The sequence below is a fragment of the Saliniferula longa genome (assembly GCF_050789285.1).
Classification (GTDB): domain Bacteria; phylum Pseudomonadota; class Alphaproteobacteria; order Rhodobacterales; family Rhodobacteraceae; genus CAVPWP01.
Genome location: NZ_JBOUVX010000002.1, coordinates 847,355 through 872,067, shown reverse-complemented (window position 1 = coordinate 872,067; position 24,713 = coordinate 847,355). Strand labels below are relative to the sequence as shown.

The following is a 24,713-nucleotide window of genomic DNA, read 5'->3' as shown; positions in this document are numbered from 1 at the left end:
CCCGTCATCGGCCCCGTGCGTCAAGCCAGGCGGGAAGCCCGCCGATGTTGGGCAGGACCGCGTCCGCAAGCGGCGCAAGATCGGCGGAACCCGCGACCCCGGTCAGAACCCCGACCGTCGCCATGCCCGCCGCGCGCCCGGCCACCAGATCGTGAGCGCTGTCGCCGACCATCAGAACCTGCGAAGGGTGAAGGCCCGCGGCATCGGCGAAGGCCAGAAGCTGACCCGGACCGGGCTTCGCGCCGTGACCGCTGTCGTAGCCCGCGATGAAATCGAACCGGTCGAGGACCCCCGTCGACGTGAGGTGCGCCCGGGCCGGCCCCTCGGCGTCGTTGGTGGCGACACCCAGCGCAAGGCCACGCCCGCGCAGGTCGTCCAGAAGCGGCGCCAGCGGCACTGCGGGGCACAGCGGCGCCGCCAGCGCCGCGGTGTTGATGTCGGTCACCAGCGTCGAAAGCGCCGGCGGTTGGGGCAGAAACGGCAACAGCAGTTCGGCGATCGCCGCGGGCGTTTCGGCGATGACCACGCTTCCGGGCAAAAGACGCCGCGCGTCGGGATCGTAGCCCGCGACATGGGACAAGAGGTCGAACAGCGCCGGGTCGCCCTTCGCGAGGTCGGAAAGGAACGTGCCCGCAAATGCGGCCCAGGTCCTTTGGAAGTCGTAAAGCGTGCCGTCCTTGTCGAAGATCACGCCGCGAAGGGAGGTATCGGTCATGGCTGTCCGCTAGCACCGATCGCGGCGCCGCGGAAGCGATTTACCAGAACGGTTGCCAAGCGGGTCGCGGAGTTGTTCAATCGCCTCCAGAAAAAAACAAGTCAGGGAGACCCCTATGTTTCTTCGCAGCGCGCTAAGCGCCCTTGCCCTGTCGGCCGCCGCCGGCGCCGCCTGGGCAGATTGCGACACCGTCACCTTCTCGGATGTCGGCTGGACCGACATCACCGCGACCACCGCGGCGACCACGGTCGTGCTCGAGGCGCTGGGATATGACACGGACATCAAGATCCTGTCGGTCCCGGTGACCTACACCTCGCTTGCCGCCGGCGACATCGACGTGTTCCTCGGCAACTGGATGCCGACGATGGAGGCCGATATCGCGCCCTACCGCGATGCCGGCACCGTCGACACGGTGCGCGCAAACCTCGAAGGGGCGAAGTACACGCTGGCCGTCAACGCGAAGGCGGCCGAACTCGGGATCACCAACTTCGCCGACATCGCCGGTCAGAAGGACGCGCTTGAGGGCAAGATCTACGGGATCGAGCCCGGCAACGACGGCAACCGCCTGATCATGGACATGATCGCCGCCGACGCCTTCGGCCTGTCGGGCTTCGATGTGGTGGAAAGCTCGGAACAGGGGATGCTCGCGCAGGTCGCCCGCGCCGACCGTCTGGGCGAGCCCGTGGTCTTCCTGGGCTGGGAGCCGCACCCGATGAACGCCAACTTCGACCTGACCTACCTTGAGGGCGGCGACGACTGGTTCGGCCCGAACCTGGGCGGGGCGACCGTCTACACCAACACCTCGTCGGGCTACGTCGAGGAATGTCCGAACGTCGGCAAGTTGCTTCAGAACCTCGAGTTCACGCTGGCGATGGAGAACGAGATCATGGGCTCGATCCTTGACGACGGCAGGGATCCCGCCGTTGCCGCGACCGCATGGATCGAGGCCAACCCGGGCGTCCTCGATGCCTGGCTTGACGGCGTAACGACGAAGGACGGCGGCGACGGCCTTGCCGCGGTGAAGGCGGCGCTGGGGCTTTGACCCGACGGGGGGCGGACGTGCGGACGCCCGCCCCCTGACACGACGGCGGCGACATCCTGATCCGCGAAGGAAGGCACATCCGCGATGGAGTGGCTGACAGAGACAAAGATCCCGGTGGGTCGCGTCGCCTCGGATATTTTCGACTGGTTTCAGATCAACGGCGCCTGGTTCTTCGACGGCCTGTCGGCTGCTCTCGAGGCGATGATCGATGCGATCCTGTGGGTGCTGCAGGCCCCGCATCCCCTGATCATCATCGCGATCTTCGTGGCCCTGACATGGGTCCTGCAGCGGTCGTGGAAGACCTGCCTTCTGGTCGGGCTGGGGTTTCTCTTCATCCTCAACCAGGGCTATTGGGAAGAGACGACGGAAAGTCTGACGCTGGTCCTGTCGTCCTGTGTCGTCTGCATGGGCCTTGGCGTGCCTATCGGGATCGCGGCGGCGCACCGGCCCCGGCTTTACTCGTGGATGCGGCCGGTTCTCGATCTGATGCAGACGCTGCCCACCTTCGTCTATCTCATTCCGGCGATCGTCTTCTTCGGGATCGGCATGGTGCCGGGGCTGATCGCGACGGTGATCTTCGTGCTGCCCGCACCGATCCGGCTGACGCACCTTGGCGTCGCCTCGACACCCATGCCGCTGCTCGAGGCCGCGCGGGCCTTCGGGGCCACCCCAAGCCAGGTCCTGTGGAAGGTCGAGCTTCCCTCGGCCTATCCGCAGATCATGGCCGGCCTCAACCAGACGATCATGCTGTCGCTGTCGATGGTGGTGATCGCGGCGCTGGTGGGCGCCAACGGGCTGGGCGTGCCGGTGGTCCGCGCGCTCAACCAGGTGAACACCGCGCTTGGCTTCGAGGCGGGCATCGTCATCGTGGTGGTCGCCATCATGCTTGACCGCATGCTCAGGGTGACACGCCGATGAACGCCGTGGAATTCGACAAGGTTTCGATCGTCTTCGGCAGCGCGCCGGAAAAGGCCCTTCCGCTGATGGACGAGGGTCTGTCGCGCGAAGAGATCCAAAGCCGAACAGCCCAGGTCCTGGGCGTTCATGACTGCACCATCGACGTGTCCGAGGGCGAGATCCTTGTCCTCATGGGCCTGTCGGGGTCGGGCAAGTCGACGCTTCTGCGGGCGGTCAACGGCCTCAACCCGGTGGTGCGCGGCGAGGTGCGCGTGAACACCGGGGACGGTATGACCTCGGTCACGCATGCCGATCCGAAGACCCTGCGCCTGCTGCGCCTGACCCGGATCGCGATGGTCTTTCAGCAGTTCGGCCTCCTGCCCTGGCGCAGCGTCGCGGAAAACGTGGGCCTCGGGCTTGAGCTTGGCGGGATGCCCCGGGCCGAGCGCGACGCGAAGGTCCGCGGCCAGCTCGAGCTGGTGGGCCTGTCGAACTGGGCCGACCGCAAAGTGGGCGAGCTTTCGGGCGGGATGCAGCAGCGCGTGGGCCTTGCCCGCGCCTTCGCCACCGACGCCCCGATCCTGCTGATGGACGAACCCTTCTCAGCCCTCGACCCGCTGATCCGCACGAAGCTGCAAGACGAACTGCTCGAGCTTCAGGCCCGGCTGAAGCGCACGATCATCTTCGTCAGCCACGACCTCGACGAAGCCTTCAAGCTGGGCAACCGCATCGCCATCATGGAAGGCGGGCGGATCGTGCAATGCGGCACCCCGCGCGACATCTTTTCGGCGCCCGCGAACGACTATGTCGCCGACTTCGTGGCGAACATGAACCCGCTGGGCGTCCTGTGCGCGCGCGACGTGATGGAGGCTGCCAGCGGAACCCATGCCGTGACCTGCGGACCGGACGCGCCGATCCAGGACGTCATGGCGCGGGTCAGCGAAACCGGGCGCCCCGTGGCGGTGGTGGACGAGGGTGCGGTCATCGGCCAGATCACGCGCGACACCGTCCTGGCGCGGCTTCTCGACCCCCGGGGGCGATAGGCGCGGCCGCTAGACCTTGGTTTCGTGGACAAGGGGCGTGACCGCACGACGGCGGATCACGGCCTCGCGCCAGCTGATGAAGCTGACCGCCCCCAGAATCACCGCGCCGCCAAGGATCACCCAGCCATCGACGCCCTCGCCGAAGACGAGCCATCCCAGCAGCGTCGCCCAGACCAGCTGCAGGAAGGTGACGGGCTGCGTGACCGCCACCGGCGCTGCGGCAAAGGCCAGCGTCATGGTGTAGTGCCCCGCCGTGGCGAAGCAGGCGACAAGGAAAAGCCAGCCCAGCTGCTCGGGCGTCGGCGGCACCCAGACGGCGGCCGCGAAGGGGGCAAGGCAGATGGTGACGGTGATGGACAGCATCCCCACCACCACCGGGGCGCTGAAGTCGCCCGACAGCCTTTTTGCCATGAGGTAGGAGACGGCGAAGAAGATCGCCGTCCCGATCATCGCGACATGTCCGGGCGACAGCTCGCGAAAGCCGGGGCGCAGGATGACCAGCGCGCCGACAAGGGCGGCCGCGACGGCAAGGATGCGGCGCAGCGCCAGGGTCTCGCCCAGGAAGAGCGCGGCGCCCAGCGTCACGTAGACAGGGTTGAGGTAGTTCATCGCCGTGACCTCGGCGATGGTGATCTGGGTCATCGAATAGAACCACAGCACGACCCCGGCTGTATGCGCCGCGCCGCGCGCGGCGAAGACGCCAAGCTGGCGGCGTGACAGGTGCGCGGCAAGGATCGGGCGGATCATCGGAAGCAAGAAGACAAGGCCCAGCGCATAGCGCAGAAAGGCTGACTGCGCCGCCGGCAGCGCGTCGCCCACATGCTTCACGATCGCCGTGACGGCAACGAAGTTGAGGCCGGTCAGCAGCATCCAGAGGATGCCGGCCAGCGGGCGGTTGGCGGGCGCGCTCATGCCCTTCGCTTGACAGGATCGGCTGGCCTCCGCAAGGCTGGCGGGGTTACGCGGGCCGCCGGGAGACAGGACGGGATGCGGTTGATCATGGCCCTTGCCGCTGCCGCGCTGATATCAGGCGCACCCGTGCGGGCCCTGGACGAGGTCTGCGCGCCGGGCCAGGGCGATCCTGCGTCCCCGCATGTGCCCGACACCCTGGTGACGGAACTCATCGGGTGGATCGCGCTTCACACCATGTACGACCTGCGCGGGCTTGCGGCCTCGCCCCCCGAAATCCGGTTCTGCGCCGTGGGAACAGACATCGAATACGAGGGTCAGACCCTGCGGGTCGAGCCTGAACTGCGCGCCGCCTACGACCTGCCGAAGCGTGTCGTGCATCTGGTGCTGCCGTGGTCGGCCGACAATCCCTATGACCGGTCGGTGCTGTTGCACGAACTGATTCACGACGTGCAGTTGTCGAACCGCGACTGGGCCTGCACCGGCGAACCCGAATGGGAGGCCTACACCCTTCAGGCCATCTATCTCGAGGAGTATGGGATCATCGCGCCTTTCGACTGGTCGGGGATCCTGCGGCTGTCGCGCTGCCCGGATGCGGAGGCAGTGGACGATCAGCCCTGAGTGTCAAGGATCAGGCTGAACGCAATCGCCCACATCAGCGTGCCCACGCCGACGTCGAGAAGCCGCCATGCCCCGGGCTTGGCGAAGAGCGGCGCAAGCAGGCGCGCGCCATAGCCGAGCGCGAAGAAGAAGACGAAGCTTGCCGCCATCGCGCCTGCGCCGAAGGCGAAATGCCGACCCGGAAACTTCGTCGAGACCGAGCCGATCAGGACCAGCGTGTCGAGATAGACGTGAGGGTTGAGCCACGTCAGGGCAAGGCAGGTCAGGATCGCGGCCCGAAGGCTCCAGTCGCCATTGCCCGCCGCCTCGAGCGCCTCGCCCCCGCGAAGGGCGTTGCGGAACGAGATCGCGCCATAGACCAGAAGAAAGGCCGCCCCGCCCCACCGGAACAACGGCTGGACCCAGGGCGCTGCCTGCGCGACCCAGCTGAAGCCGGTGACGCCGGCGGCGATCAACACAGCGTCCGACACCGCGCAGGTCAGAACGACCGCAAGGACGTGCTGACGGCGCAGACCCTGCCGCAGAACGAAGGCATTCTGCGCGCCGATCGCCAGGATAAGCGACAGGCTGAGGGCAAAACCGGAGAGAAACGCTGAATCCATGAGGTGAGTTGTCTGTCCTTGTGGCCAAGCGGGTCGCGACGTCTCGGCCTGCACGGGTCAAGGCGCACACGCGCGCCCCGTGCGACCGTTGGTAAGCCCAGGCGTCCAGGGGGATGATCCCTGGCCGCCCGGGCCGCTCAGGCCGAAAGGCGTTCCATGACCTCGTCCGAGATCTCGAAGTTCGAGGTGACGCGCTGCACGTCGTCGTCATCCTCGAGGATCTCGATCAGCTTCATCAGCTTCTGGGCACCATCGAGATCAAGTTCGGTCGTCGTGTTGGGCTTCCAGACCAGCTTGGTCGACTCCGCCTCGCCCAGGACCTCTTCAAGCGCGGTCGAGACGTCGCTGAGGTCGGTCACGGCGGTGTAGATCGCATGACCTTCGTCGGTGGTCTCGACGTCCTCGGCACCGGCCTCGATCGCGGCCATCATCACCGTGTCCTCGTCGCCCGCGGACAGCGGGTACAGGATCTCGCCCCGCCGCTCGAACATGAACGCGACGGAATTGGTCTCGCCCAGGTTGCCGCCGTACTTGCCGAAGGTCGACCGCACGTTCGACGCCGTGCGATTGCGATTGTCGGTCATCGCCTCGACGATGATCGCGACACCGCCCGGGCCGTAGCCTTCGTAGCGGATTTCCTCGTAATCGTCGCCCTCGCCCCCCTGGGACTTCTTGATCGCGCGCTCGATCACGTCCTTGGGGACCGAGTTCGACTTCGCTTCCTTGACCGCAAGGCGCAGGCGCGGGTTCTTGTCGGGGTCCGGGTCGCCCATCTTCGCGGCGACCGTTATTTCCTTGGCGAGCTTGGAAAAGAGCTTTGACCGAAGGGCGTCCTGACGGCCCTTTCGGTGCTGGATGTTGGCCCATTTTGAATGGCCTGCCATGGGGGGTCCTCAAGCTGTCGCTGTGTCGCGGTTGCATAGCCCAGCCAAAGGCGGTCCCGCAACCCCGCCGCTACGTTACCCTTTGGTTGCACCGGCACGCGCGGTGGGTTTCTCTGGGGCATGTTCGAGAGCACGCACCGATGACGACCGATCAGGGGATATTGTTCGCGCTTTTCGCCGCAGTGTTCGCGCTGCTCATCTGGGGGCGATTCCGTTACGACCTCGTGGCCTTCACCGCACTTCTTGCGGGCGTCGTGCTGGGCGTGGTGCCGGTCGATCAGGCCTTCGCGGGATTCGGCCATCCAGCCACCGTGATCGTGGCGCTGGTCCTTGTCGTCTCGGCGGGGCTGGTGCGATCGGGTGTTGTCTTCCTCATCACCCGGACGCTGGTCGACGCGACGCGTCCGCTTGCCGTGCATATCGTCACGATGGGGGGCGTGGGCGCGATCCTGTCGGCCTTCATGAACAACGTGGCGGCGCTTGCGCTTCTGATGCCGGTGGACGTCCAGACCGCGCGCAAGGCGGGCCGGCCGCCTGGGCTGAGCCTCATGCCTCTGTCCTTCGCGACGATCCTCGGCGGGATGGTCACGCTGATCGGCACGCCGCCGAACATCATCGTGGCGGGGATTCGGCAGGACCAGCTTGGCGAGCCCTTCGCGATGTTCGACTTCGCCCCGGTGGGCCTTCTGACCGCCATCGCAGGGCTTGCCTTCGTGGCGCTGATCGGCTGGAGGCTGATCCCCGCAGCCCACATCGAGGACGCGAAGCGGGACCCGGTGGCCGGCATCGCCGACTATGTCGCGGAACTGACCGTGCCGAAGGACTCGAAGCTTGTCGAGCGCCGGCTTGCCGAACTCAATCCCGAGGCCGAGAAAGCCGACGTCGCCATCCTAGGCCTCGTGCGCGACGGCAACCGGCGGTACGGCACCCAGCGCAACACCGCCCTTCAGGGTGGGGATTCGCTGGTCATCGAGGCAACGCCCGAGGCGCTGGACGAATTTCGCAGCGCCCTGTCGCTCGACTTCGCGGACGAAACCCGGTCCGAACGTGTCCGCGCCGAGGGCGAAGGCCTGTCCGTGGTCGAGGCAGTCGTGACCGAAGGCGCCCGCATCGCGGGGAAATCGGCGCAGTCCGTCGGCCTCAACTGGCGGCGCCGCACGGTGCTGCTTGGCATCTCCCGTCAGGGCCGGCGGCTGACCGCAGCGGTGCGCAAGACCACCGTGCTTCCGGGCGACATCCTTCTGCTTCTGATCCCGCAAGGGCAGGAAAACGACGTGATCGACTGGCTTGGCTGCCTGCCCCTTGCCGAGCGCGGCCTGGCGGTGACCGATGGGGCGAAGGCCTGGATGGCGATGGGCATCTTCGGCGCCGCCGTGGCCGCGGCCTCGTTCGGGCTGATCTACCTGCCGATCGCGCTGGGGTTCGTGGTGGTCGCCTATGTCCTGACCGGCCTGGTCCCGCTGCGCGAGATCTACACGCATATCGAATGGCCCGTGGTCGTCCTGCTTGGGTCGATGATTCCGCTGGGCGCGGCGCTGGACGCGGCGGGCGGCACGGCGCTGATCGCGAACGGCCTTGTCGGCCTGACCGAGGGCTGGCCGGCCTGGGCGGTGCTGACGGTGCTGATGGTCGTGACGATGACCCTGTCGGACGTGCTGAACAACACGGCGACCGCCATCGTGGCCGCGCCCGTGGGCATCGAGATGGCGCGCACGCTTGGCGTGAACCCCGACCCTTTCCTGATGGCGGTGGCGGTCGCGGCCTCCTGCGCCTTTCTCACGCCGATCGGGCACAAGAACAACACCCTGATTCTTGGGCCCGGCGGGTATCGCTTCCGCGATTACTGGCCGATGGGACTGCCGCTCGAGGTGATCGTGATCGCCGTGTCGATCCCGGCGATCCTTGTCTTCTGGCCTCTCTAAGGATCAGACGGGCCAGATCAGCGGGATCAGAAGCGAAGCGACGATGCCAAGGGTGATGTTCAGCGGAATGCCCACCCTCAGGTAGTCGGTGAAGCGATAGCCGCCCGGACCATAGACCAGCATGTTGGTCTGATACCCGATCGGGGTCGAGAACGCCGCCGAGGCCGCGAACATCACCGCGACGACAAGCGGCCGCGGGTCGATGCCAAGCGACAGGCCAAGTTCGATCGCGATCGGGGTGAAGATGACGCCCACGGCGTTGTTCGACACCACTTCGGTCAGGGTCGAGGCCAGCGCATAGACGCAGAAGATCACCAGCACAGGCGGCAGGCCGGTCAGGTAGGGTTCGACCGACAGGACGATCAGGCGCGCCGCCCCCGACTGGTCCAGCGCCGCGCCGACGACGAGCATCGAGAAGATGAGCGCGAGAAGCCGTCCGTCGATGAAGGAAAACGCCTCGTCCGCGTCGATGCAACGGGTCAGGAAGACCACCGCCACCGCCGCGACCGCCACGACGAGAATCGGCGCGACCCCAAGGCCCGAAAGCACGACGATGCCCAGCAGCGCGCCCACGGCGACAGGCGCCATCTTGCGGCGATAGGCGCGCTCGGTCGGCTTCGAGACGTCGCCAAGGTCCATGTCCGCGGCCAGACGCTCGATGTCGGCGGGGGCGCCTTCAAGAAGAAGCGTGTCGCCCACCTGCACGACCAGGTCGTCAAGCTGGCGCCCGATGTTCTCGTTGCGGCGATGCACCGCAAGGGGATAGACGCCGTAGCGGCGGCGCAGGCGCAGCGCGCCCAGCTGCCGGCCGACCATCCGCGATCCCGGCGTGATCAGGACCTCGACCGTTTCCGTCGCGACCGACGACAGCTTGTCGACCATGCGCACATCGCGCGATTGCTGAAGGCCGAGAAGTTCAGCCATCTCGCTGCGCAGGACGACGCGGTCGCCCGCCTCCAGCATCACGTCGTCCATGTTGCGGCGAAGCGAGGCGTCGCCGCGCAGCACGTCGATCAGGCGCACGCCCTCGCGCCTGAACAGATCGACGTCGAGCGCCCGCTGACCGATCAGGGACGATCCTTCGGGCACCGCGACCTCGGTGAAGTATTTCGACCTCCGCCGCTCGCTGCCCAGAAGCATGCTCATCGATCGGCGTGCCGGCAGAAGCTTGCGCCCGATCAGCGCGATATAGGTCAGACCGATGGCGACCTGCACCAGCCCAAGGGGCATGATCTCGAAGATACCGAAGGGTTCCAGCCCCTTCGACCGCGCGACGCCGTCGACCAGAAGGTTGGTCGAGGTTCCGATCAGCGTGACGGTGCCGCCAAGGATCGCGGCATAGCTCAGCGGGATCAGCACCTTGGATGGCGCGATGCCCAGCCGACGCGCGATCTGGACGAAGACTGGGATCATCAGGACCACGACGGGGGTGTTGTTGAGGAAGGCCGAAGAGGCGGCGACGACGATCAACAGACCGCCCAGCGTCACGAAGGGGCGGTCGTCCACCCGTGCCTCGGCCTGCCGCGTCAGCCACTCCAGGGCGCCGGTCCGCACCAGCCCGCCCATCACGAGGAACAGGCACAGGATCGTCCATGGCGCCGGGTTCGACAGCACCTCGCGCGCGATGTCGTAGGGCACGAGTCCAAGGGTCAGAACCGTCGCCGCGCCGGTGATCGCGACGACCTCGGCCGGATACTTCTCGCGCACGAACAAGACGAACATCGCCGCCACGACGGCAAGCGTCGCGAAGGCTTCGGCGTTCGGCCCAAGTGCGGACAGGTCCATGTCTGTTGATTCCCCGGATCAGGCACGATCCTTGCCGCGACGGGGAGTTGCCGCAAGCGTTTCCGCGCGCGGCGTGCCCGTCGGTCGCGGTCCGGGCCGCGGTTGCACCAAAAACAGGCCCAGGAACATCACAACCATCGCGGCCCAGACGAAGCCGGTATAGCGCTCGCCCAGGATCGCCATGGCCCAGAGGACGCCGAAGGCCGTCACCAGATAGCTGACCTGCGCGGCAAAGACCGACCCGGCCCGCCCGACCAGCCAGACATAGCCGCAATAGACCACGGCATGGATCGTGGACGAGATCACGACGGCAAGGTCCGGCAGGCCCCACGGCGGACCCGGGTCGATCCACTGGCCCGAGGCCACCGCTAGGGGCAGCGCGATCAGGGCGCCGGTCACGCAGGCCCCGAACAGCAGCTGGACCGGATCGAGGTCGAGCACGCCCCATTTCGCGACGACGTTCGCCTCGAGCGCGTAGAAGGCCGGGGCGATCAGGGCAAGCGGGATGAAGGCTACAAGTGCCGCGTCCGGCAGGCTGGCCTCGGGACCGACGATCAAAAGGACGCCGGCAAGCCCGCACAGCAGCCCGCCAAACCGGGCCCATCCGAAGCGGTCAGTGCCCATCGCCAGCGCGATCGGAAAGGCGAACATCGGGACCAGCGACAAAAGGATCGAGATCACCCCGGCCGGAAGATGCACCGCCGCCTGGTAGGAGGCCGAATTGGGCAGCACGGTCCCGATCAGCGCGATCACGGCATACCGCCAAAAGTAGGGCGCGCCAAGCGGCAGGGGCCGGCGGCGAATAAGAAGGACCGCGCCCAGCAGGACGGCGCCGATGACGAGTTGCCAGAACACCAGGCCGAAGTGACGATAGCCTTCGCTGACCGCGATCTTGGCAAGCGGCTGCGACGCGCCCCAGCCCGCGCCAAGCAGGGCCAGGAAGGCGACAAGATGAAGCCGGGTGCCGCGCATCGGCCCTCTTCCCTTCGTGCGATGGTCCGCCAGCCCAATCACGGCGCGCCCCGCCACGCAAGAGTTGCGTTCGATCAATGACATGCGGTGCCGCCCGGCTAGCGTCGCAGCATCAGAACACGGCAACGGGGCATGGAATGACGATCAGAATATTCGCGGCCGCGGCCATCCTTGCGATGCTTTCGGCCTGCACCGACCCCAACACCTATCCGGGCTCGGGCGAGGAATGCACGCCGGGCGACCCGGTCCAGGGGGTCGACGCCACCTACTGCCCGCCGGCCTCGACCGGCGGGTTCTGACGAGGGTCCTGACGGGGGCCCGACGGGGGCCCGACGGGAGGGCCGACAGGGCGCGAACGTCAGGGGGCTGAGGGCTGAAGCAGCCCGCCCGCCCGGACCATGGCCACCTTCTGCGCCTTGCCCGTGCGGTCGTCCGTCTCGACGAACAGGCCCGAGACTGTGGCCGCGCCCAGCGCCGGGGTGAACCGGCCCTTCGCCATGCCGGTGATGAAGCGCCGCATGGGTTCCTCTTTCTGCATGCCGATGACCGAATCGTAGTCCCCGCACATGCCCGCATCGGTCTGGTAGGCGGTCCCGCCGGGCAGGATCATCGCGTCCGCGGTCGGCACATGGGTATGGCTGCCCACGACGACGCTTGTCCGGCCGTCGCACCAGTGGCCCATCGCCATCTTCTCGCTCGTCGCCTCGCAATGGATGTCGACCAGTGCCGCGGTAACGGTCGCGGCCAGCGGCTGGGCACGCAGCACGGCATCGACGGCCGAGAACGGATCGTCGAAGGGCCGCTTCATGAAGACCTGACCCAGAACCTGCGCCACAAGGACCTTGCGTCCGCCCGGAACCGTAAAGACGCGCGCGCCCTTGCCCGGCGCCGCCTTCGCGAAGTTCAGCGGCCGCAGGATACGCGGCTCGGCCTCGATGTACTGAAGCATGTCGCGCTGATCGAAGGCATGATCGCCCAGGGTCACAACGTCGGCCCCGGCCTTCAGAAGCCCTTCGGCATGGGCCTGCGAGAGGCCCGCGCCCGAGGTTGCGTTCTCGCCGTTCACCACCACGAAGTCGAGCGACCAGTCCTTGCGCAGCCGCGGCAGCGTCTCGGCCACCGCCTGCCGGCCGGCCCGGCCCATCACATCGCCAAGATAGAGAAGTCTCATGCCTGAAAGCCCTAGGCCGGCCCGCGTGGCACGGCAAGGGCGAAGTCAGAACCTGCGCAACCCTGCCTCGGTGACGATCGCGTCAAGCGGCTGGTCGGTCGCCTCGACCGGCAGGGCGTCGACTTCCTGCGCGGCAAAGGCAAGGCCAAGGGCGAAGACATCGCCGGCCTCGCGCAGTGCCGCAAGCGTGCGGTCATAGAACCCCCCGCCATAGCCCAGACGATAACCGCGCGCGTCGAAGGCCAGCATGGGGACGATCAGGACCGACGGCACGACCTCAGCCGCGTCTTTCGGGACCATGACCCCGAAGACGCCTTCCTCCAGAACCGCGCCGGGCGTCCAGCGGCGAAAGCGCAGCGGCAGGCCGCGCCCCACCACCTCGGGCACGCCGACGGGCCCGTGGCGCGCCATCGCCGTCATCGCCGGGGTCGGGTCGGCCTCGCTTCGGATCGGAAGATAGCCCGACAGCGCCCTGCCCTTGAAGGGTGCAAGGGCGATGGTCAGGTGCGCGCCCAGCGCCACCTGCCGGTCGGGCGAGGCGGCCCGGTCGCGGGCGGAAGCGGCGGCCTTCCGCGCGGCGGCCTTCGCGTCAGCGGTCATAGCAGCACGATCGTCGCGAGCCCGAGAAAGGAGAGAAACCCCACGACGTCGGTCACCGTGGTGACGAAGGTGCCCGACGCGATCGCCGGATCGAGACCAAGTTTTTCAAGCAGGAAGGGCACGAGGATGCCGGCAAGCGCGGCCACGAACAGGTTGATGACAAGCGCGCAGGCGATGACCGCGCCAAGGCCCGCCGACCCGAAGAGAAGCGCTGTCGCGATGCCCAGCGGAATCGCCAGGCTGAGGCCGTTCGCAAGGCCCACCAGTGCCTCGCGCCGGATCACGCGCCAGGCGTTGGAGCTGGTCAGGTCGCGCGTCGCCAAGGCCCGCACCGCCACCGCCAGCGACTGGGTGCCCGCGTTGCCCCCCATCGACGCCACGATCGGCATCAACACCGCCAGCGCGACGATCTGGGCGATCGAGCCTTCGAACTGCGCGATCACGGTGGCGGCGATACCCGCCGTGCCAAGGTTGACCACAAGCCAGGGAATGCGGCTTTTCACGGTGGCGAGCACGCTGTCGGACATCGAGCTTTCGGACACGCCCGCCAGTCGCAGCACGTCTTCTTCGTGTTCCTCGTCCAGAACGATCATCGCGTCGTCGATGGTGATGACGCCGACAAGCCGATCGCTCTGGTCGACGACGGGCGCCGAGATCAGGTGATACTGGTTGAACAGATAGGCGACGTCGCCTTCGTCCTGCAGCACCGGCACGGTGCGGAAACTGTCGTCGGTGATGTCCACAAGCCGCGTGGCGCGTGGCGCGGACATGAGCCGCCCAAGCGTGACATAGCCCGTCGGACGGTGCCGGGGGTCGACAAGGACCACGTGATAGAACTGGTCGGGCAGATGCGCGCTTGCCCGCAGGTGGTCGATGGTCTGGCCGACGTTCCAGTGCTCGGGCGCGGTGACGACCTCGCGCTGCATGAGGCGGCCGGCCGAATACTCGGGATAGGACAGCGCCCGTTCGGCCGCGAGGCGATCGGCGTCCTCGAGCGCGTCGAGCACGGCTTCCTGCTGCGGCAGGTCGAGGTCTTCGAGCAGATCGACCACGTCATCGGAATCAAGCTCGCGCACCGCTTCGGCCAACTGGTCGCGCGGCAGGAAGGCGATCACCTCTTCGCGCAGGCCCTCGTCGATTTCCGACAGCACCTCGCCGGTGATGATCTGCGGCGCCAGCAGCAGGACCTCGCGCCGCTCGCCCGTGCCGATCTGTTCAAGAAGGTCCGCGATGTCGGCGGGATGCAGCGGGTCGAGAAGGCTGGCCAGACGGGGGCGATCGCCCGCGGCAAGCGCAAGGCGGACGTCCGGCACAAGCCGGTCGTCCAGACCAAAACCTTCGTCGTCGCGGTCCTCGACCGTGGTGGCGTCGTCTGCCATCGTCCGCTCTCCGCCGTTCGCGGCGGACCATAGGGGAAGGCGCCTGCAAGAAACAGGGGGCTGGCCGGATTTACGCCCGTCGCCGCGCGGCATAGTCTGCGCCGCGCGGACGCACGAGGCCGAAGGACGGAGACAGCAGATGGCGCAGCCGACACTCCTGCTCGGGCAGACGCTTGCCTTCGCGCGCGATCCCTTCCGGGGCGATCCGGCCGAGGCGGCGCAGCACGAACGCCGCGGCGCCGTGCTGATCGAGGACGGGCGCATCGCCGCGGTCGGCCCCGCGGACCGGCTGCGCACCGCGCATCCGCAGGCCGGGGTCGTCGATCACGGTGACGGGCTGATCCTGCCCGGCTTCGTCGACGCCCATGCGCATTACCCCCAGACCGCCATCATCGCGAGTTGGGGCAAGCGTCTGATCGACTGGCTGAACAGCTACACCTTCCCCGAAGAGACGCGCTTTTCCGACCCCGCCTACGCCCGGACGATCGCGGCGCGCTACTTCGACCTGACGCTGGCCCACGGCACGACGACCGTCGCCAGCTACTGCACCAGCCACCCCGAAAGCGTCGAGGCCTACTTCGCCGAGGCCGACGCCCGTGGCCTGCGGGCCCTGGGCGGGAAGACCTGCATGGACCGGAACGCGCCCGCCGGCCTGACCGATACGCCCCGGCGCGCATATGACGAAAGCAAGGCGGCGCTCGCGCGCTGGCACGGGCGCGGGCGGCTGTCCTATGTCATCACGCCGCGGTTCTCGCCCACCTCGACACCGGCGCAGCTTGAGGCGTTGGGCGCGCTCTGGGCCGAGCATCCCGACTGCCTGATGCAGACCCACCTGAGCGAGCAGACCGACGAATGCCTTTGGGTGGCCGAGCTTTTCCCCGAGGCATCGGATTACCTCGACACCTACGAACGCTTCGGCCTGCTTGGCCCGAACGGCCTTTATGGCCACGCGATCCACCTGACGCCGCGCGAGATCGACCGCCTGGCCGAGGTCGGCGCGGCGCTTGTGCATTGCCCGACCTCGAACACCTTCATCGGCTCGGGGCTGTTCGACATGGAGGGGCTGAAGGGCCGCGGCATCCGCGTGGGGCTTGCCACCGACACCGGCGGGGGCTCATCCTTTTCGATGCTGCGGACGATGGCCGCGGCCTATGAGGTGGCGCAGCTGCGCCACCGGGCCCTGCACCCGGCCGAGCTTCTGTGGCTTGCGACCGCGGGCTCGGCGGCGGCCCTGGGCCTTGGCGACAGGATCGGCACGCTGCGGCCGGGAATCGAAGCCGATCTCGTGGTGCTCGATCTTGGCTCGACACCCGCCATCGCGCAGCGGGCCGAGCGCGCCGAGGATATCTGGGAGGCCGTCTTTCCCACCATCATGATGGGCGACGACCGGGCAGTCGTGGCGACCTATGTCGCGGGTCGGATGGTGGAAGCGCGAACAGACCGGCCCTAGCCGTCGACAAGCCGGGCCACCGCGTGCGCCGCACGCGTGGCAAGCGTCCGTTCATCGACGGTTACCAGTTGCCCGTCCGACACGATCCGACGGCCTTCGACGAAAAGATCGCGCACCCGGCCCGGTCCGGCCAGCACCAGCGCGGCCGGGTCCCAGCTTCCCGCGCTTTCAAGGCCCGCGACATCCCAGACCGCGATGTCCGCCCGATAGCCCGGCGCGATCTGTCCGATGTCGTCGCGGCCCAGAACTTCGGCCCCGCCACGGGTGGCGACGTACAAGGCCTCGCGCGCGCTCAGGGCGTCGGCCCCGCGCGAGACGCGCTGCAGCAGCAACGCCTGCCGGGCCTCGGCCAGAAGGCTGGCGCGATCGTTCGACGCCGATCCGTCGACACCAAGCCCGACCGGCACGCCCGCGTCGCGCATGGCGCGGACCGGCGCGATGCCCGAGCCAAGCCGGCAGTTCGAGCAGGGACAATGCGCGACCCCCGTGCGGGACCGCGCGAACAGGCCGATCTCGGCGCGATCGAGCTTGACGCAATGGGCGTGCCAGACGTCGGCGCCGGTCCATCCCAGGTCCTCGGCGTACTGACCCGGGCGGCAGCCGAAGGTGGCAAGGCTGTAGGCCACGTCTTCGTCGTTCTCTGCCAGGTGGGTGTGAAGCCGCACGCCCTTGTCCCGGGCCAGGATCGCGGCGTCGCGCATCAACTCGCGGCTGACCGAGAACGGCGAACAGGGCGCCACGCCCACGCGCACCATCGCCCCCGGCGCGGGATCGTGAAAGGCGTCGATCACGCGCAGGCAGTCGTTCAGGATGGCCTCTTCACGCTCGACCAGGCTGTCGGGCGGCAGGCCGCCAGCGCTTTCCCCGATCGACATTGCGCCGCGGGTGGGATGGAACCGCAGGCCGACCTGCAAGGCGGCATCGATCGTGTCGTCAAGCCGGGCCCCGTTCGGAAAGAGGTAGAGGTGGTCGGACGACGTGGTGCAGCCCGACAACGCAACCTCGCCAAGGCCGCACAGCGTGGCGAGGTGCACATCCTCGGGCGTGTAGCGCGCCCAGATCGGATAAAGCGCCCGAAGCCAGCCGAACAAGAGCGCGTCCTGCCCGGCGGGCACCGCCCGGGTCAGCGTCTGGTAGAGATGGTGATGCGTGTTCACGAGGCCCGGCGTGACAAGGCACCCGGCCGCATTCACGATCTCGGCGCCGTCAGCCCGCAGCGCCGGGCCGATCTCGGCAACGGTGCCGCCCCTCAGACGGATGTCCTTCCCGGCAAGTTCGCGGCGCCCATCGTCCATCGTCAGGACGGTGGCCGCGCCGCGCAAAAGGGTATGGGTCACGCCCCTGCCCCCGCAAGCGCGTCCGTCAGAAGGGCAAGAGCCTCGGCGTGGATCATGGAATTGGCCGCCGCAAGAATCCGCCCGCCGCCATGGGCGGGACCGCCGGTCCAGTCGGTGACGAGGCCGCCCGCGGCCTCGATCACGGCGATCGGGGCGGCGACGTCGAAGGGATAGAGCCCGGCCTCGATCACCAGATCGATCTGCCCGGCCGCGATCAGCGCATAGGCATAGCAATCCATCCCGTAGCGCGTAAGGCGCGCGCGCTGCGCGACGGCCTGAAAGGCCCGCCTCTCGGCCTCGGTTCCGACTTCCGGAAAGGTCGTGAAGATCGTCGCCTCGGACAGCGGGCGGGGCGGCCGCGTCCCGAGGGAATGCCGGCCCATCGGGCCCTCGACCATGGCGCGCCCGGGGCCGCCGCTGAAGCGTTCGCCGATATAGGGCTGGTCGATGATGCCAAGGATCGGACCGTCGTGATCGGCGACGGCCACCAGCACGCCCCAGGTCGGCGTCCCGCTGATGAAGCCGCGCGTCCCGTCGATGGGGTCAAGCACCCAGGTCAAGCCCGAGGTCCCGGCATGGTCGGCCATTTCTTCGCCAAGGATGCCGTCGTCCGGGCGATGGCGATGGATGAGTGCGCGCATGACTTCCTCGGCGCCGCGATCGGCCGCGGTCACGGGGTCGTAATGGGCGGCCTTGCTTTCCGACGTCAGGCCGTCGCTTCGGAAATGGCGCAGGGTCTCTGCGCGCGCGGCGTCCGCCACGGCGTTGGCAAGCGCCCACAGCCCATCGATATCAAGATCGTCTCGCATGATCCCCGCGCCCTTGCCGCCAGCCGATCCTCGGTAGCGGCGCAGGCGCGTCGGGGTCAAGCGTCCGTCGCGGTCAGGCCGCGTCGCTCAGCACACGGGCCAGTTCGAACAGGCGCCGGCGCTGGGTCTCGGGGATGGCATAGTAGGACCGGACGAGTTCCAGCGCTTCCTTGTCGGCAAGGATGTCTCCCGGCAGCGGCGTGGCACTGTCGGCCACGTCCGAGAGCCCTTCGAAGAAGAAGCTGATCGGCGCGTCAAGCGCAGCCGCGATGTCCCACAGGCGCGAGGCGCTGATGCGGTTCATGCCGGTTTCGTACTTCTGGATCTGCTGGAACTTGATTCCGACCCGCTCGGCAAGCTGCTGCTGGGTCATGCCAACCATCCAGCGGCGATGGCGGACACGCTTGCCCACATGCACATCCACGGGGTGTTTCATGTCTTCAGGCTCCTGGTAAAGAACACAACCAATACCATAAAATCGCCTATTCCACCGTCGGCGCACAACCTGTCTTTTTGGTCAGGTGCTCCCGCGAACACCTCATCAATTTATTGATATCATATGAATTTTCTTGACGGCCGCCCAGGAGCCAGGCTTCCGCCATTACACGCTATGGGTGTTTCCTGTCTTTTTCGGGGGCGCGCAGCTTTCCGTCGGCGACGGTTCGCCCGGGATGGTCAGACGAGGCGCAAGACGATAATCCGGAAGCGCGGCCAAAACGCGGGGAGGATGGCGTGGCGAGAAGGCTCATCATTTCGGCGAAGGACGCGGCATCCGCCCTGGTCGAAGGGCCGGACCCGTCGCCCGGGCCCGGCCAGGTGGCGATCCGCGTGGCGGCCTGCGGGTTGAACTTCGCCGATCTCCTGATGATCTCGGGCCAGTATCAGGACCAGCCGCCGTTTCCGCTGACGCCGGGCATGGAGATCGCGGGAACCGTTGCCGCCGCGGGGCCGGGCGTCGACCCGGGCCTTGTCGGCCGCCGCGTCGCGGCCTTTCCTGGGCAAGGGGGCCTTGCCGAGGTGGCCCTTGCGCCCGCGGACCGCCTTGTGCCCTTGGCCGACCACATGCCCATGGACGAGGCCGCGGCGATGCAGGTCGCCTATGGCACGTCGCACCTGGCCCTTCTGCGAACGGCCCGGCTCAAGCCCGGCGAGACTCTGCTGGTCCTTGGCGCGGCAGGGGGCGTCGGGCTGACCGCGGTCGAGATCGGCGCCATGATCGGCGCGCGCGTGATCGCCAGCGCCCGCGGCCCGGAAAAGGGCGCGATCGCCGCGCAGGCCGGGGCACAGCATGTCCTCGACAGCGACCGCGACGACCTGACTGACGCGGTGCGTGCGCTGGGCGGGGCCGATGTGGTCTATGACGCCGTGGGCGGACCGGCGTTTCGCGCGGCGCTAAGCGCGACACGGCCCGAGGGCCGCATCCTTCTGATCGGGTTCGCCAGCGGCACGCTGCCCGACATCCGGCCGAACCACCTTCTGGTGAAGAACGTCTCGGTGCACGGCTTCTACTGGGGGGGCTATCTGAGCTTCGCCCCCGACGTTCTGACCGACAGCCTGGCCGAGGTCTTTCGCTGGCGTGCCGAGGGGCGGATCAGCCCGCATATCAGCCACCGGTTCCCGCTTGAGCGCGCGGACGAGGCGCTTGCCCTTCTCAAGGGCCGCGGGTCGACCGGCAAGGTGGTGGTCCTGCCCTAGCCCGCCCGATAGGCCTGACGCACCAGCGCGGCGAGTGCCGCCTTCGGCACGTCGCCCTTGGGGTCGGCGGTGTAGAAGTTGATCAGGATCCTCGGCAGGGTCGGCAGGCCGCCGTTGTGGGCGATCCTTTCGACATAGGGCGGTTCGGTGCCTTCGATGGCAGCATGCACGGCAAGATCGGCGCTGACGCTGGCCTCGACCGTGCGGCTCGACTCTGATTCGACCGCCATGTCCCAGGGCACACCAGCCGCGTCGAGCGCCTTCTGAACGTCGGGGCGGAAGATGCAGGCCTTCTCGAAGGCCAGGCGCAGCGGGCGCTGCCGCCAGGCCGATCCGCCGACCGCCCCGATCCAGATCAGCGGCCGCTCGACCAGCGTCTCGCCGCCCGGTCCGACGTGATCCTCGGTCGTCAGGATCATGTCGCAGCCACCGCGGGCGTAAAGGTCGCGAAGCTTGCGCGTGTAGGACGACAGAAGCGTGACGCGGACCCGCGGGAATTCGATGTTGAAGCGCTGCAGAACCTGCGGGATCGACGGATAGACGATGTCGGCCGGCACGCCCAGGACCAGTTCGCCTTCATAGTCCTGATCGGTCATGCGCAGAATGACCTGGTCGTTGAGGTCAAGCATCCGCCGGGCATAGCTCAGAAGCTGCTCGCCAGCGGCGGTCAGCGAAACGCTACGCGACGACCGGTCGAGGAGCGCCAGACCCAGCGACTCTTCCAATCGCTTGAGCTGCATCGAGACGGCCGATTGCGTGAGGTGCAGGAAGCCTGCGGCCTTCGTGACCCCGCCGGTTTCGGCCACGGTGACGAAGGATCGCAGGGCAGTGAGATCGAGGTGCCGCGGCATATCACACTCCGTGATGCATCACTTCAAAATCATTCGATTTACAAATGTATCTCCTTGCGGCATCCACATCAATGCCGGTGATGACCCGATCCCGACATTTCACACTTCGACAAGGACCGCGTGATGACGACCCGTTTGATCAGCCTCAGTCTGCCCCACGCCCCGCGGCAGCGCCGCGCGGGCATTCTGAAAACCCTTCTTGGCCTGCGCGAGGTGATGCGACAGCGCCGGGCGCTGGCCGCGCTTGATGCACGGCTTCTCGATGACCTCGGGCTGACCGAAGCCGAGGTCCGCCGCGAAGCCGCGCGCGCGCCGTGGGACGTGCCCGACGATATCCCCTGGGACGTGCCGAACCACTGGCGTGCCTGACCGCCCCGACGCGCCCAGGCCATACCTGACAAAAAAACTGAATTGCTCCTGCATTCCGCTTGAAACGGAGGGCAGCCCTGCCAATATTGTCAGACGAGAGCGGTAGGCGTGGGCCTGCCGCCCGACTAGGGAGCTTTTCGGAGGCTTTAATGGCTGAGTATCAGACCGTCCGCGCCGGTGTCGGCGCCCGCGCGGCCGCTATCGACGAGGGCCTTCGCGCCCATATGAGCAAGGTCTACGGCACGATGTCCGTGGGCATGCTCGTGACCGCCGGTGTTGCCTGGGCGGTCGGATCGAGCGCCGCGCTCCTTTCGATCTTCCGCGACCCGATCACGCTTCAGCCGAATATCCTCGGCTGGATCGCCATGTTCGCCCCCCTGATCATGGTCTTCGCCTTCGGCGCCGCGATCAACCGCCTGTCGGCGGCCGGCGCGCAACTGTTCTTCTACGCCTTCGCGGCGGTGATGGGCCTGTCGATCTCGTGGATCTTCGCCGCGTTCACCGGCATGTCGATCGCGCAGACCTTCATCGTGACCTCGATCGCCTTCGCGGGCCTGTCGCTTTGGGGCTATACCACGAAGAAAGACATCTCGGGCTGGGGCGCGTTCCTGATCATGGGCGTGATCGGCCTGATCGTGGCGTCGATCATCAACATCTTCCTTGGCTCGCCGGCGATCATGTTCGCCGTCTCGATCCTTGGCCTTCTGATCTTCGCCGGTCTCACCGCCTATGACACGCAGCGGATCAAGACCGACTACATCGCTCATGCCCAGCACATGGACAAGGAATGGATGGACAAGTCGGGGATCATGGGGGCGCTGAGCCTCTACCTCAACTTCATCAACATCTTCATGTTCCTGCTGCAATTGTTCGGCAACCGCCAGTAAGGCGCAGGCAGGGAACCGCATGTGGAAAGGCCGGCGTAATCGCCGGCCTTTTCTTTTTTGCCGGCGGTCGCAGGCCAGCGCCCGATGCGTCGCCGGGCGCGTCACGCCGCGGGGCGCCGCGTCAGGCGGTCAGTTGCAGTCCATCGCGACGGCGATGCGCCCCCGGTCGGCGAAGGTCTGCCCGGTGGTGAGACAGCCGGTGCGGACACTGACGTTCGACAGAAGCTCGGGCGTGGCGGTTGGCCGCCCGGTCTGCGGCTCGGCCACGGTGAAGTTGAACGATCCGACCATGACCTGCCGCAGGGCATAGGTGGTCCCGCCCACGGTCGCGGGCGCCCAGACCCCCGCGTCGCTGCCACCGGCAGCCAGCGCAAGCTGCGCCGCCTCGTCCAGGGTGGATGGCGACCCGGCCACGCGCACGATCGGCACGGCATCATAGCCCTGCATGGTGACGTTCACCCGGGTCGGCTGACGTTCCACCGTGCTGGCGGTCGTGGCGGTGGCGAAGCCCGTTCCGCTGCGGGCATCGGTCCGTTCCTCGACACTGGCACAGGCCGCCAGAGGCAGCACGAGGATAAGCGCGCGAATTCGCATGTGTCCCTCCATCCTGGTTCGCGATTCCCCGGCAGCATAGGGCAGACTGGGGCGCTTTTGGGGCAGTTGTTCAGTCAGCCCCGGACGGCGTGGCGGCAAGGTCGCGCTCCATCGCGACGGCGGGAAAGCTGATCCCGGGCTGCAACGGCACCTCGATCGGCCCAAGCTCGCGGAAACCGCAGGCGCTGTAGAAGGGCACCGCAGTCCTGGTGCTTTGGCATTGCAGGTGGCGGATGCCGGCCTCGCGCGCTGTGGAAAAGATATGCGCCATCAGCGCGCGGCCGATCCCCCGACGGGTCCGGCGATGGTCGGTCACGACGTGGCGGACCTGGCCTACCTCGCGCACCCGCGCCGCGCGCGTCCAGCCGCCCGCGCCGACAAGCCGCCCGTCGGCGTCCTCGGCCAGGAAGTACGTGCCCGAGGCAAGCAGGTGGGGCTGCGCCCGCGAGATCAGTGGGATGGCGAGGACCCGGACAGACGGCGGGTAATCCCCCCTCAGCAGAATCGGGTAGCTTTCGGAGAAAAGGGCATCGGCCGCGGCCAGATCGGCCGGTCGGGCGGTGCGGATCGTGATCGTCTCGGCAGTCATGGCAAGGCCCTTCGTGGGCTTGATGTGGGGATCGCCGCCCGCTCCTGCCACGCCCGCCAAAGAAAAAGGCCGCGCGGGGGACGCGCGGCCTTGTCGATCTTTCCGGAAGGGGATCCTACTTGATCTTGCCTTCCTTGTATTCGACGTGCTTGCGCGCGACGGGGTCGTATTTGCGTACGACCATCTTCTCCGTCATCGTGCGGGCGTTCTTCTTGGTCACGTAGAAGTGGCCCGTGTCAGCGGTCGAATTGAGACGGATCTTGATCGTCGTCGGCTTCGCCATGGTCACTCTCCTGCGCCGGGCGGCGACACCGCCCGTGGAATCCTTGAAGCCCGCGTTCTAGCCATCGCCGCTTCGGTGTCAACCGGATTCTGGGCCCCTGTTCCACGCCACCGCCGCCTAACCGATGCCCATCGCCTGATGGATGCGTGCCTGCGCCGCATCGCTGAGGCCCAGACCCCGCGCAAGCGCGTTCAGGTACTCGCGCTCGGCGTCGCTGTCGATGCGCACCGCCATCGCCGACATCGCATAGACCTGCGACCGGGCGTTGTCCTGCGTGTCCGACACAAGACCCTCAAGATCAAGCGGCGCGGCCAGCTGTTCACGCACATAAGCGATTTCCTCGGGTCCCGCGCCTTCGAGGTGATCGAGGATCTTCTGCCGCTCTTCGGCGTCGATCTCGCCATCGGCCTTGGCGGCCTGGATCATTGCGCGGATCATAAGGCGGGCGTTGTCCTCGACCGTGGTCGAGGCGGCCTTGTTGCCGGTCAGGCTGTCCAGCATGTCGGCTGCGGTGCTTGTCCCGGCCGCCGTGGCCCCCCCGAGCGCGGCCATGAGCCCGCCCAGACCCGCCATCGCCGCCTCGCCGCCCTTGTCGGCATTCACGCCAAGCTGGTCGAGCATTCCCTTCAGGTTCTTGCTTGCGTCGGGCATGCCCATCCGGGCAAACATCTCGTCCATCTGCTTCGACATGCCGGCGAGCGATTCGTTGCCCTTCACGGCATCCTTCACCCCCGCCATGCCGCCCATCTTCTTGTATTGCTCGACCCCCTTCGCGGCGGCGAACCCCGCCGCAAGTGTCGCTAGCGTCTTGACGAAACTCATCTCTCTTCCTCCCGGTTGAAATGGCTCTTGTGCAAAGACCGTCCGGCCAATCGCGGCCAGTATGGCACGGCGAGTGTAACAGACAATCGCGATCCGTCAGGACGATAGAGGCGTGCGGAGGGCCTGTAAGCCGGATTCTGTCCGGGGATCGCTCCCCTGGATGACCATTCCTCTGAGCCCGCCGTTGCCGACGCGCTTTAGCTGCCTACCCGGACGCCCAGGCTGAAGCGGCCCATGGCGGCGTCCCTATTCGGCATTGCTCCCGGTGGGGCTTGCCATGCCGTCCCTGTCGCCAGGGACGCGGTGGGCTCTTACCCCACCGTTTCACCCTTGCCCCGGCTTGCCGGGGCGGTCTCGTTCTCTGTGGCGCTTTCCGTCGGGTTTCCCCGCCCGGGCGTTACCCGGCACCGTTGCTTCATGGAGTCCGGACTTTCCTCGACCTCCGGGGTTGCCCCCGACAGGCCGCGGCCATCCAGCCTTCCGCA

The 24,713-nt window shown here is 67.5% G+C and carries 27 protein-coding genes and 1 other RNA gene; 10 read left to right on the top strand and 18 right to left on the bottom strand.

Annotated features, from left to right (window positions below; genetic code table 11):
- Positions 1–4 precede the first annotated feature (4 nt).
- Positions 5–715, bottom strand: coding sequence for an HAD family hydrolase (locus ACRDNQ_RS10815; RefSeq protein ID WP_431828655.1), 711 nt, complete (start codon positions 713–715; stop codon positions 5–7).
- A 115-nt stretch (positions 716–830) separates the two neighbouring features.
- On the opposite strand from ACRDNQ_RS10815, the gene ACRDNQ_RS10810 reads away from it, so the two are divergent.
- The 3 genes from ACRDNQ_RS10810 to choV all read left to right on the top strand — a co-directional run bounded on the left by ACRDNQ_RS10810 (position 831) and on the right by choV (position 3,697).
- On the top strand, positions 831–1,757 hold the full coding sequence (locus tag ACRDNQ_RS10810; protein ID WP_431828654.1) for a choline ABC transporter substrate-binding protein: 927 nt from the start codon (positions 831–833) through the stop codon (positions 1,755–1,757).
- A gap of 84 nt (positions 1,758–1,841) precedes the next feature.
- Positions 1,842–2,675, top strand: coding sequence for a choline ABC transporter permease subunit (gene choW / locus ACRDNQ_RS10805; RefSeq protein ID WP_431828653.1), 834 nt, complete (start codon positions 1,842–1,844; stop codon positions 2,673–2,675).
- Positions 2,672–3,697 carry a choline ABC transporter ATP-binding protein gene (gene choV, locus ACRDNQ_RS10800; protein WP_431828652.1) on the top strand — a complete coding sequence of 342 codons (1,026 nt, stop codon included), beginning with the start codon at positions 2,672–2,674 and terminating at the stop codon, positions 3,695–3,697. Before choW ends, choV begins: the two co-directional genes overlap by 4 nt.
- 9 nt (positions 3,698–3,706) lie before the next feature.
- On the opposite strand, the gene ACRDNQ_RS10795 is transcribed toward choV, so the two are convergent.
- Positions 3,707–4,609: a DMT family transporter gene (locus tag ACRDNQ_RS10795; RefSeq protein WP_431828651.1), complete on the bottom strand. Its 903-nt coding sequence runs from the start codon at positions 4,607–4,609 to the stop codon at positions 3,707–3,709.
- 75 nt (positions 4,610–4,684) lie between these two features.
- Between ACRDNQ_RS10795 and ACRDNQ_RS10790 the strand changes: the two genes are divergently transcribed.
- Positions 4,685–5,227 (top strand): DUF6647 family protein, encoded by a 543-nt coding sequence (locus tag ACRDNQ_RS10790; RefSeq protein WP_431828650.1) that lies wholly within the window; start codon positions 4,685–4,687, stop codon positions 5,225–5,227.
- Here ACRDNQ_RS10790 and ACRDNQ_RS10785 read toward each other — a convergent pair.
- On the bottom strand, positions 5,218–5,829 hold the full coding sequence (locus tag ACRDNQ_RS10785; RefSeq protein ID WP_431828649.1) for a LysE/ArgO family amino acid transporter: 612 nt from the start codon (positions 5,827–5,829) through the stop codon (positions 5,218–5,220). The genes ACRDNQ_RS10790 and ACRDNQ_RS10785 overlap by 10 nt on opposite strands.
- Positions 5,830–5,966: 137 nt before the next feature.
- The gene (locus ACRDNQ_RS10780) at positions 5,967–6,713 is read right to left on the bottom strand and encodes a YebC/PmpR family DNA-binding transcriptional regulator (protein ID WP_431828648.1); all 747 of its coding nucleotides are present in this window, start codon (positions 6,711–6,713) and stop codon (positions 5,967–5,969) included.
- 140 nt (positions 6,714–6,853) lie between these two features.
- Here ACRDNQ_RS10780 and ACRDNQ_RS10775 point away from each other — a divergent pair, with 140 nt between their 5' ends.
- The gene (locus ACRDNQ_RS10775) at positions 6,854–8,635 is read left to right on the top strand and encodes an SLC13 family permease (RefSeq protein WP_431828647.1); all 1,782 of its coding nucleotides are present in this window, start codon (positions 6,854–6,856) and stop codon (positions 8,633–8,635) included.
- 3 nt (positions 8,636–8,638) lie between these two features.
- Here ACRDNQ_RS10775 and ACRDNQ_RS10770 read toward each other — a convergent pair whose 3' ends face one another.
- Positions 8,639–10,420, bottom strand: coding sequence for an SLC13 family permease (locus ACRDNQ_RS10770; protein WP_431828646.1), 1,782 nt, complete (start codon positions 10,418–10,420; stop codon positions 8,639–8,641).
- Between the two features lie 18 nt (positions 10,421–10,438).
- Positions 10,439–11,392, bottom strand: a complete 954-nt coding sequence (locus ACRDNQ_RS10765; protein WP_431828645.1) for a DMT family transporter — start codon at positions 11,390–11,392, stop codon at positions 10,439–10,441.
- A gap of 137 nt (positions 11,393–11,529) precedes the next feature.
- Between ACRDNQ_RS10765 and ACRDNQ_RS10760 the strand changes: the two genes are divergently transcribed.
- Entirely contained in the window at positions 11,530–11,691 is a 162-nt protein-coding gene (locus tag ACRDNQ_RS10760; RefSeq protein WP_431828644.1) for a hypothetical protein, read from the top strand.
- A 59-nt stretch (positions 11,692–11,750) separates the two neighbouring features.
- On the opposite strand, the gene ACRDNQ_RS10755 is transcribed toward ACRDNQ_RS10760, so the two are convergent.
- Genes ACRDNQ_RS10755 through mgtE form a run of 3 tightly spaced genes read right to left on the bottom strand, consistent with a single transcriptional unit; the run spans position 11,751 to position 14,542 of the window.
- On the bottom strand, positions 11,751–12,563 hold the full coding sequence (locus ACRDNQ_RS10755; protein ID WP_431828643.1) for a TIGR00282 family metallophosphoesterase: 813 nt from the start codon (positions 12,561–12,563) through the stop codon (positions 11,751–11,753).
- 45 nt (positions 12,564–12,608) lie between these two features.
- Entirely contained in the window at positions 12,609–13,163 is a 555-nt protein-coding gene (locus tag ACRDNQ_RS10750) for a 5-formyltetrahydrofolate cyclo-ligase (RefSeq protein ID WP_431828642.1), read from the bottom strand.
- On the bottom strand, positions 13,160–14,542 hold the full coding sequence (mgtE, locus tag ACRDNQ_RS10745; protein ID WP_431828641.1) for a magnesium transporter: 1,383 nt from the start codon (positions 14,540–14,542) through the stop codon (positions 13,160–13,162). Before mgtE ends, ACRDNQ_RS10750 begins: the two co-directional genes overlap by 4 nt.
- A gap of 139 nt (positions 14,543–14,681) precedes the next feature.
- Between mgtE and guaD the strand changes: the two genes are divergently transcribed.
- Positions 14,682–15,992: a guanine deaminase gene (gene guaD, locus ACRDNQ_RS10740; protein ID WP_431828640.1), complete on the top strand. Its 1,311-nt coding sequence runs from the start codon at positions 14,682–14,684 to the stop codon at positions 15,990–15,992.
- Here guaD and ACRDNQ_RS10735 read toward each other — a convergent pair.
- The 3 genes from ACRDNQ_RS10735 to ACRDNQ_RS10725 all read right to left on the bottom strand — a co-directional run bounded on the left by ACRDNQ_RS10735 (position 15,989) and on the right by ACRDNQ_RS10725 (position 18,574).
- Positions 15,989–17,329 (bottom strand): 8-oxoguanine deaminase, encoded by a 1,341-nt coding sequence (locus tag ACRDNQ_RS10735; protein WP_431828639.1) that lies wholly within the window; start codon positions 17,327–17,329, stop codon positions 15,989–15,991. The two genes, guaD and ACRDNQ_RS10735, sit on opposite strands and share 4 nt — an antisense overlap.
- On the bottom strand, positions 17,326–18,138 hold the full coding sequence (gene hisN, locus ACRDNQ_RS10730) for a histidinol-phosphatase (protein ID WP_431829113.1): 813 nt from the start codon (positions 18,136–18,138) through the stop codon (positions 17,326–17,328). Before hisN ends, ACRDNQ_RS10735 begins: the two co-directional genes overlap by 4 nt.
- Before the next feature lie 73 nt (positions 18,139–18,211).
- On the bottom strand, positions 18,212–18,574 hold the full coding sequence (locus tag ACRDNQ_RS10725) for a helix-turn-helix domain-containing protein (protein WP_431828638.1): 363 nt from the start codon (positions 18,572–18,574) through the stop codon (positions 18,212–18,214).
- 296 nt (positions 18,575–18,870) lie between these two features.
- Between ACRDNQ_RS10725 and ACRDNQ_RS10720 the strand changes: the two genes are divergently transcribed.
- A complete protein-coding gene (locus ACRDNQ_RS10720; RefSeq protein ID WP_431828637.1) occupies positions 18,871–19,833 on the top strand; it encodes an NADPH:quinone oxidoreductase family protein in 963 nt (320 codons plus the stop codon).
- Here ACRDNQ_RS10720 and ACRDNQ_RS10715 read toward each other — a convergent pair.
- Positions 19,830–20,684, bottom strand: coding sequence for a LysR family transcriptional regulator (locus tag ACRDNQ_RS10715; RefSeq protein WP_431828636.1), 855 nt, complete (start codon positions 20,682–20,684; stop codon positions 19,830–19,832). The two genes, ACRDNQ_RS10720 and ACRDNQ_RS10715, sit on opposite strands and share 4 nt — an antisense overlap.
- A gap of 123 nt (positions 20,685–20,807) precedes the next feature.
- On the opposite strand from ACRDNQ_RS10715, the gene ACRDNQ_RS10710 reads away from it, so the two are divergent.
- Positions 20,808–21,053 carry a DUF1127 domain-containing protein gene (locus tag ACRDNQ_RS10710; protein WP_431828635.1) on the top strand — a complete coding sequence of 82 codons (246 nt, stop codon included), beginning with the start codon at positions 20,808–20,810 and terminating at the stop codon, positions 21,051–21,053.
- A gap of 149 nt (positions 21,054–21,202) precedes the next feature.
- Positions 21,203–21,940, top strand: a complete 738-nt coding sequence (locus ACRDNQ_RS10705; RefSeq protein ID WP_431828634.1) for a Bax inhibitor-1/YccA family protein — start codon at positions 21,203–21,205, stop codon at positions 21,938–21,940.
- Between the two features lie 129 nt (positions 21,941–22,069).
- On the opposite strand, the gene ACRDNQ_RS10700 is transcribed toward ACRDNQ_RS10705, so the two are convergent.
- From ACRDNQ_RS10700 to rnpB, 5 genes are all read right to left on the bottom strand, one after another.
- The gene (locus ACRDNQ_RS10700) at positions 22,070–22,534 is read right to left on the bottom strand and encodes a hypothetical protein (RefSeq protein ID WP_431828633.1); all 465 of its coding nucleotides are present in this window, start codon (positions 22,532–22,534) and stop codon (positions 22,070–22,072) included.
- Positions 22,535–22,604: 70 nt separating this feature from the next.
- On the bottom strand, positions 22,605–23,174 hold the full coding sequence (locus tag ACRDNQ_RS10695) for a GNAT family N-acetyltransferase (RefSeq protein WP_431828632.1): 570 nt from the start codon (positions 23,172–23,174) through the stop codon (positions 22,605–22,607).
- Between the two features lie 64 nt (positions 23,175–23,238).
- Entirely contained in the window at positions 23,239–23,406 is a 168-nt protein-coding gene (gene rpmG / locus ACRDNQ_RS10690) for a 50S ribosomal protein L33 (protein WP_012179442.1), read from the bottom strand.
- Positions 23,407–23,523: 117 nt separating this feature from the next.
- The gene (locus ACRDNQ_RS10685; RefSeq protein ID WP_431828631.1) at positions 23,524–24,228 is read right to left on the bottom strand and encodes a DUF533 domain-containing protein; all 705 of its coding nucleotides are present in this window, start codon (positions 24,226–24,228) and stop codon (positions 23,524–23,526) included.
- Positions 24,229–24,338: 110 nt separating this feature from the next.
- Positions 24,339–24,712: RNase P RNA component class A (gene rnpB / locus ACRDNQ_RS10680), an RNA gene on the bottom strand.
- Position 24,713 lies beyond the last annotated feature (1 nt).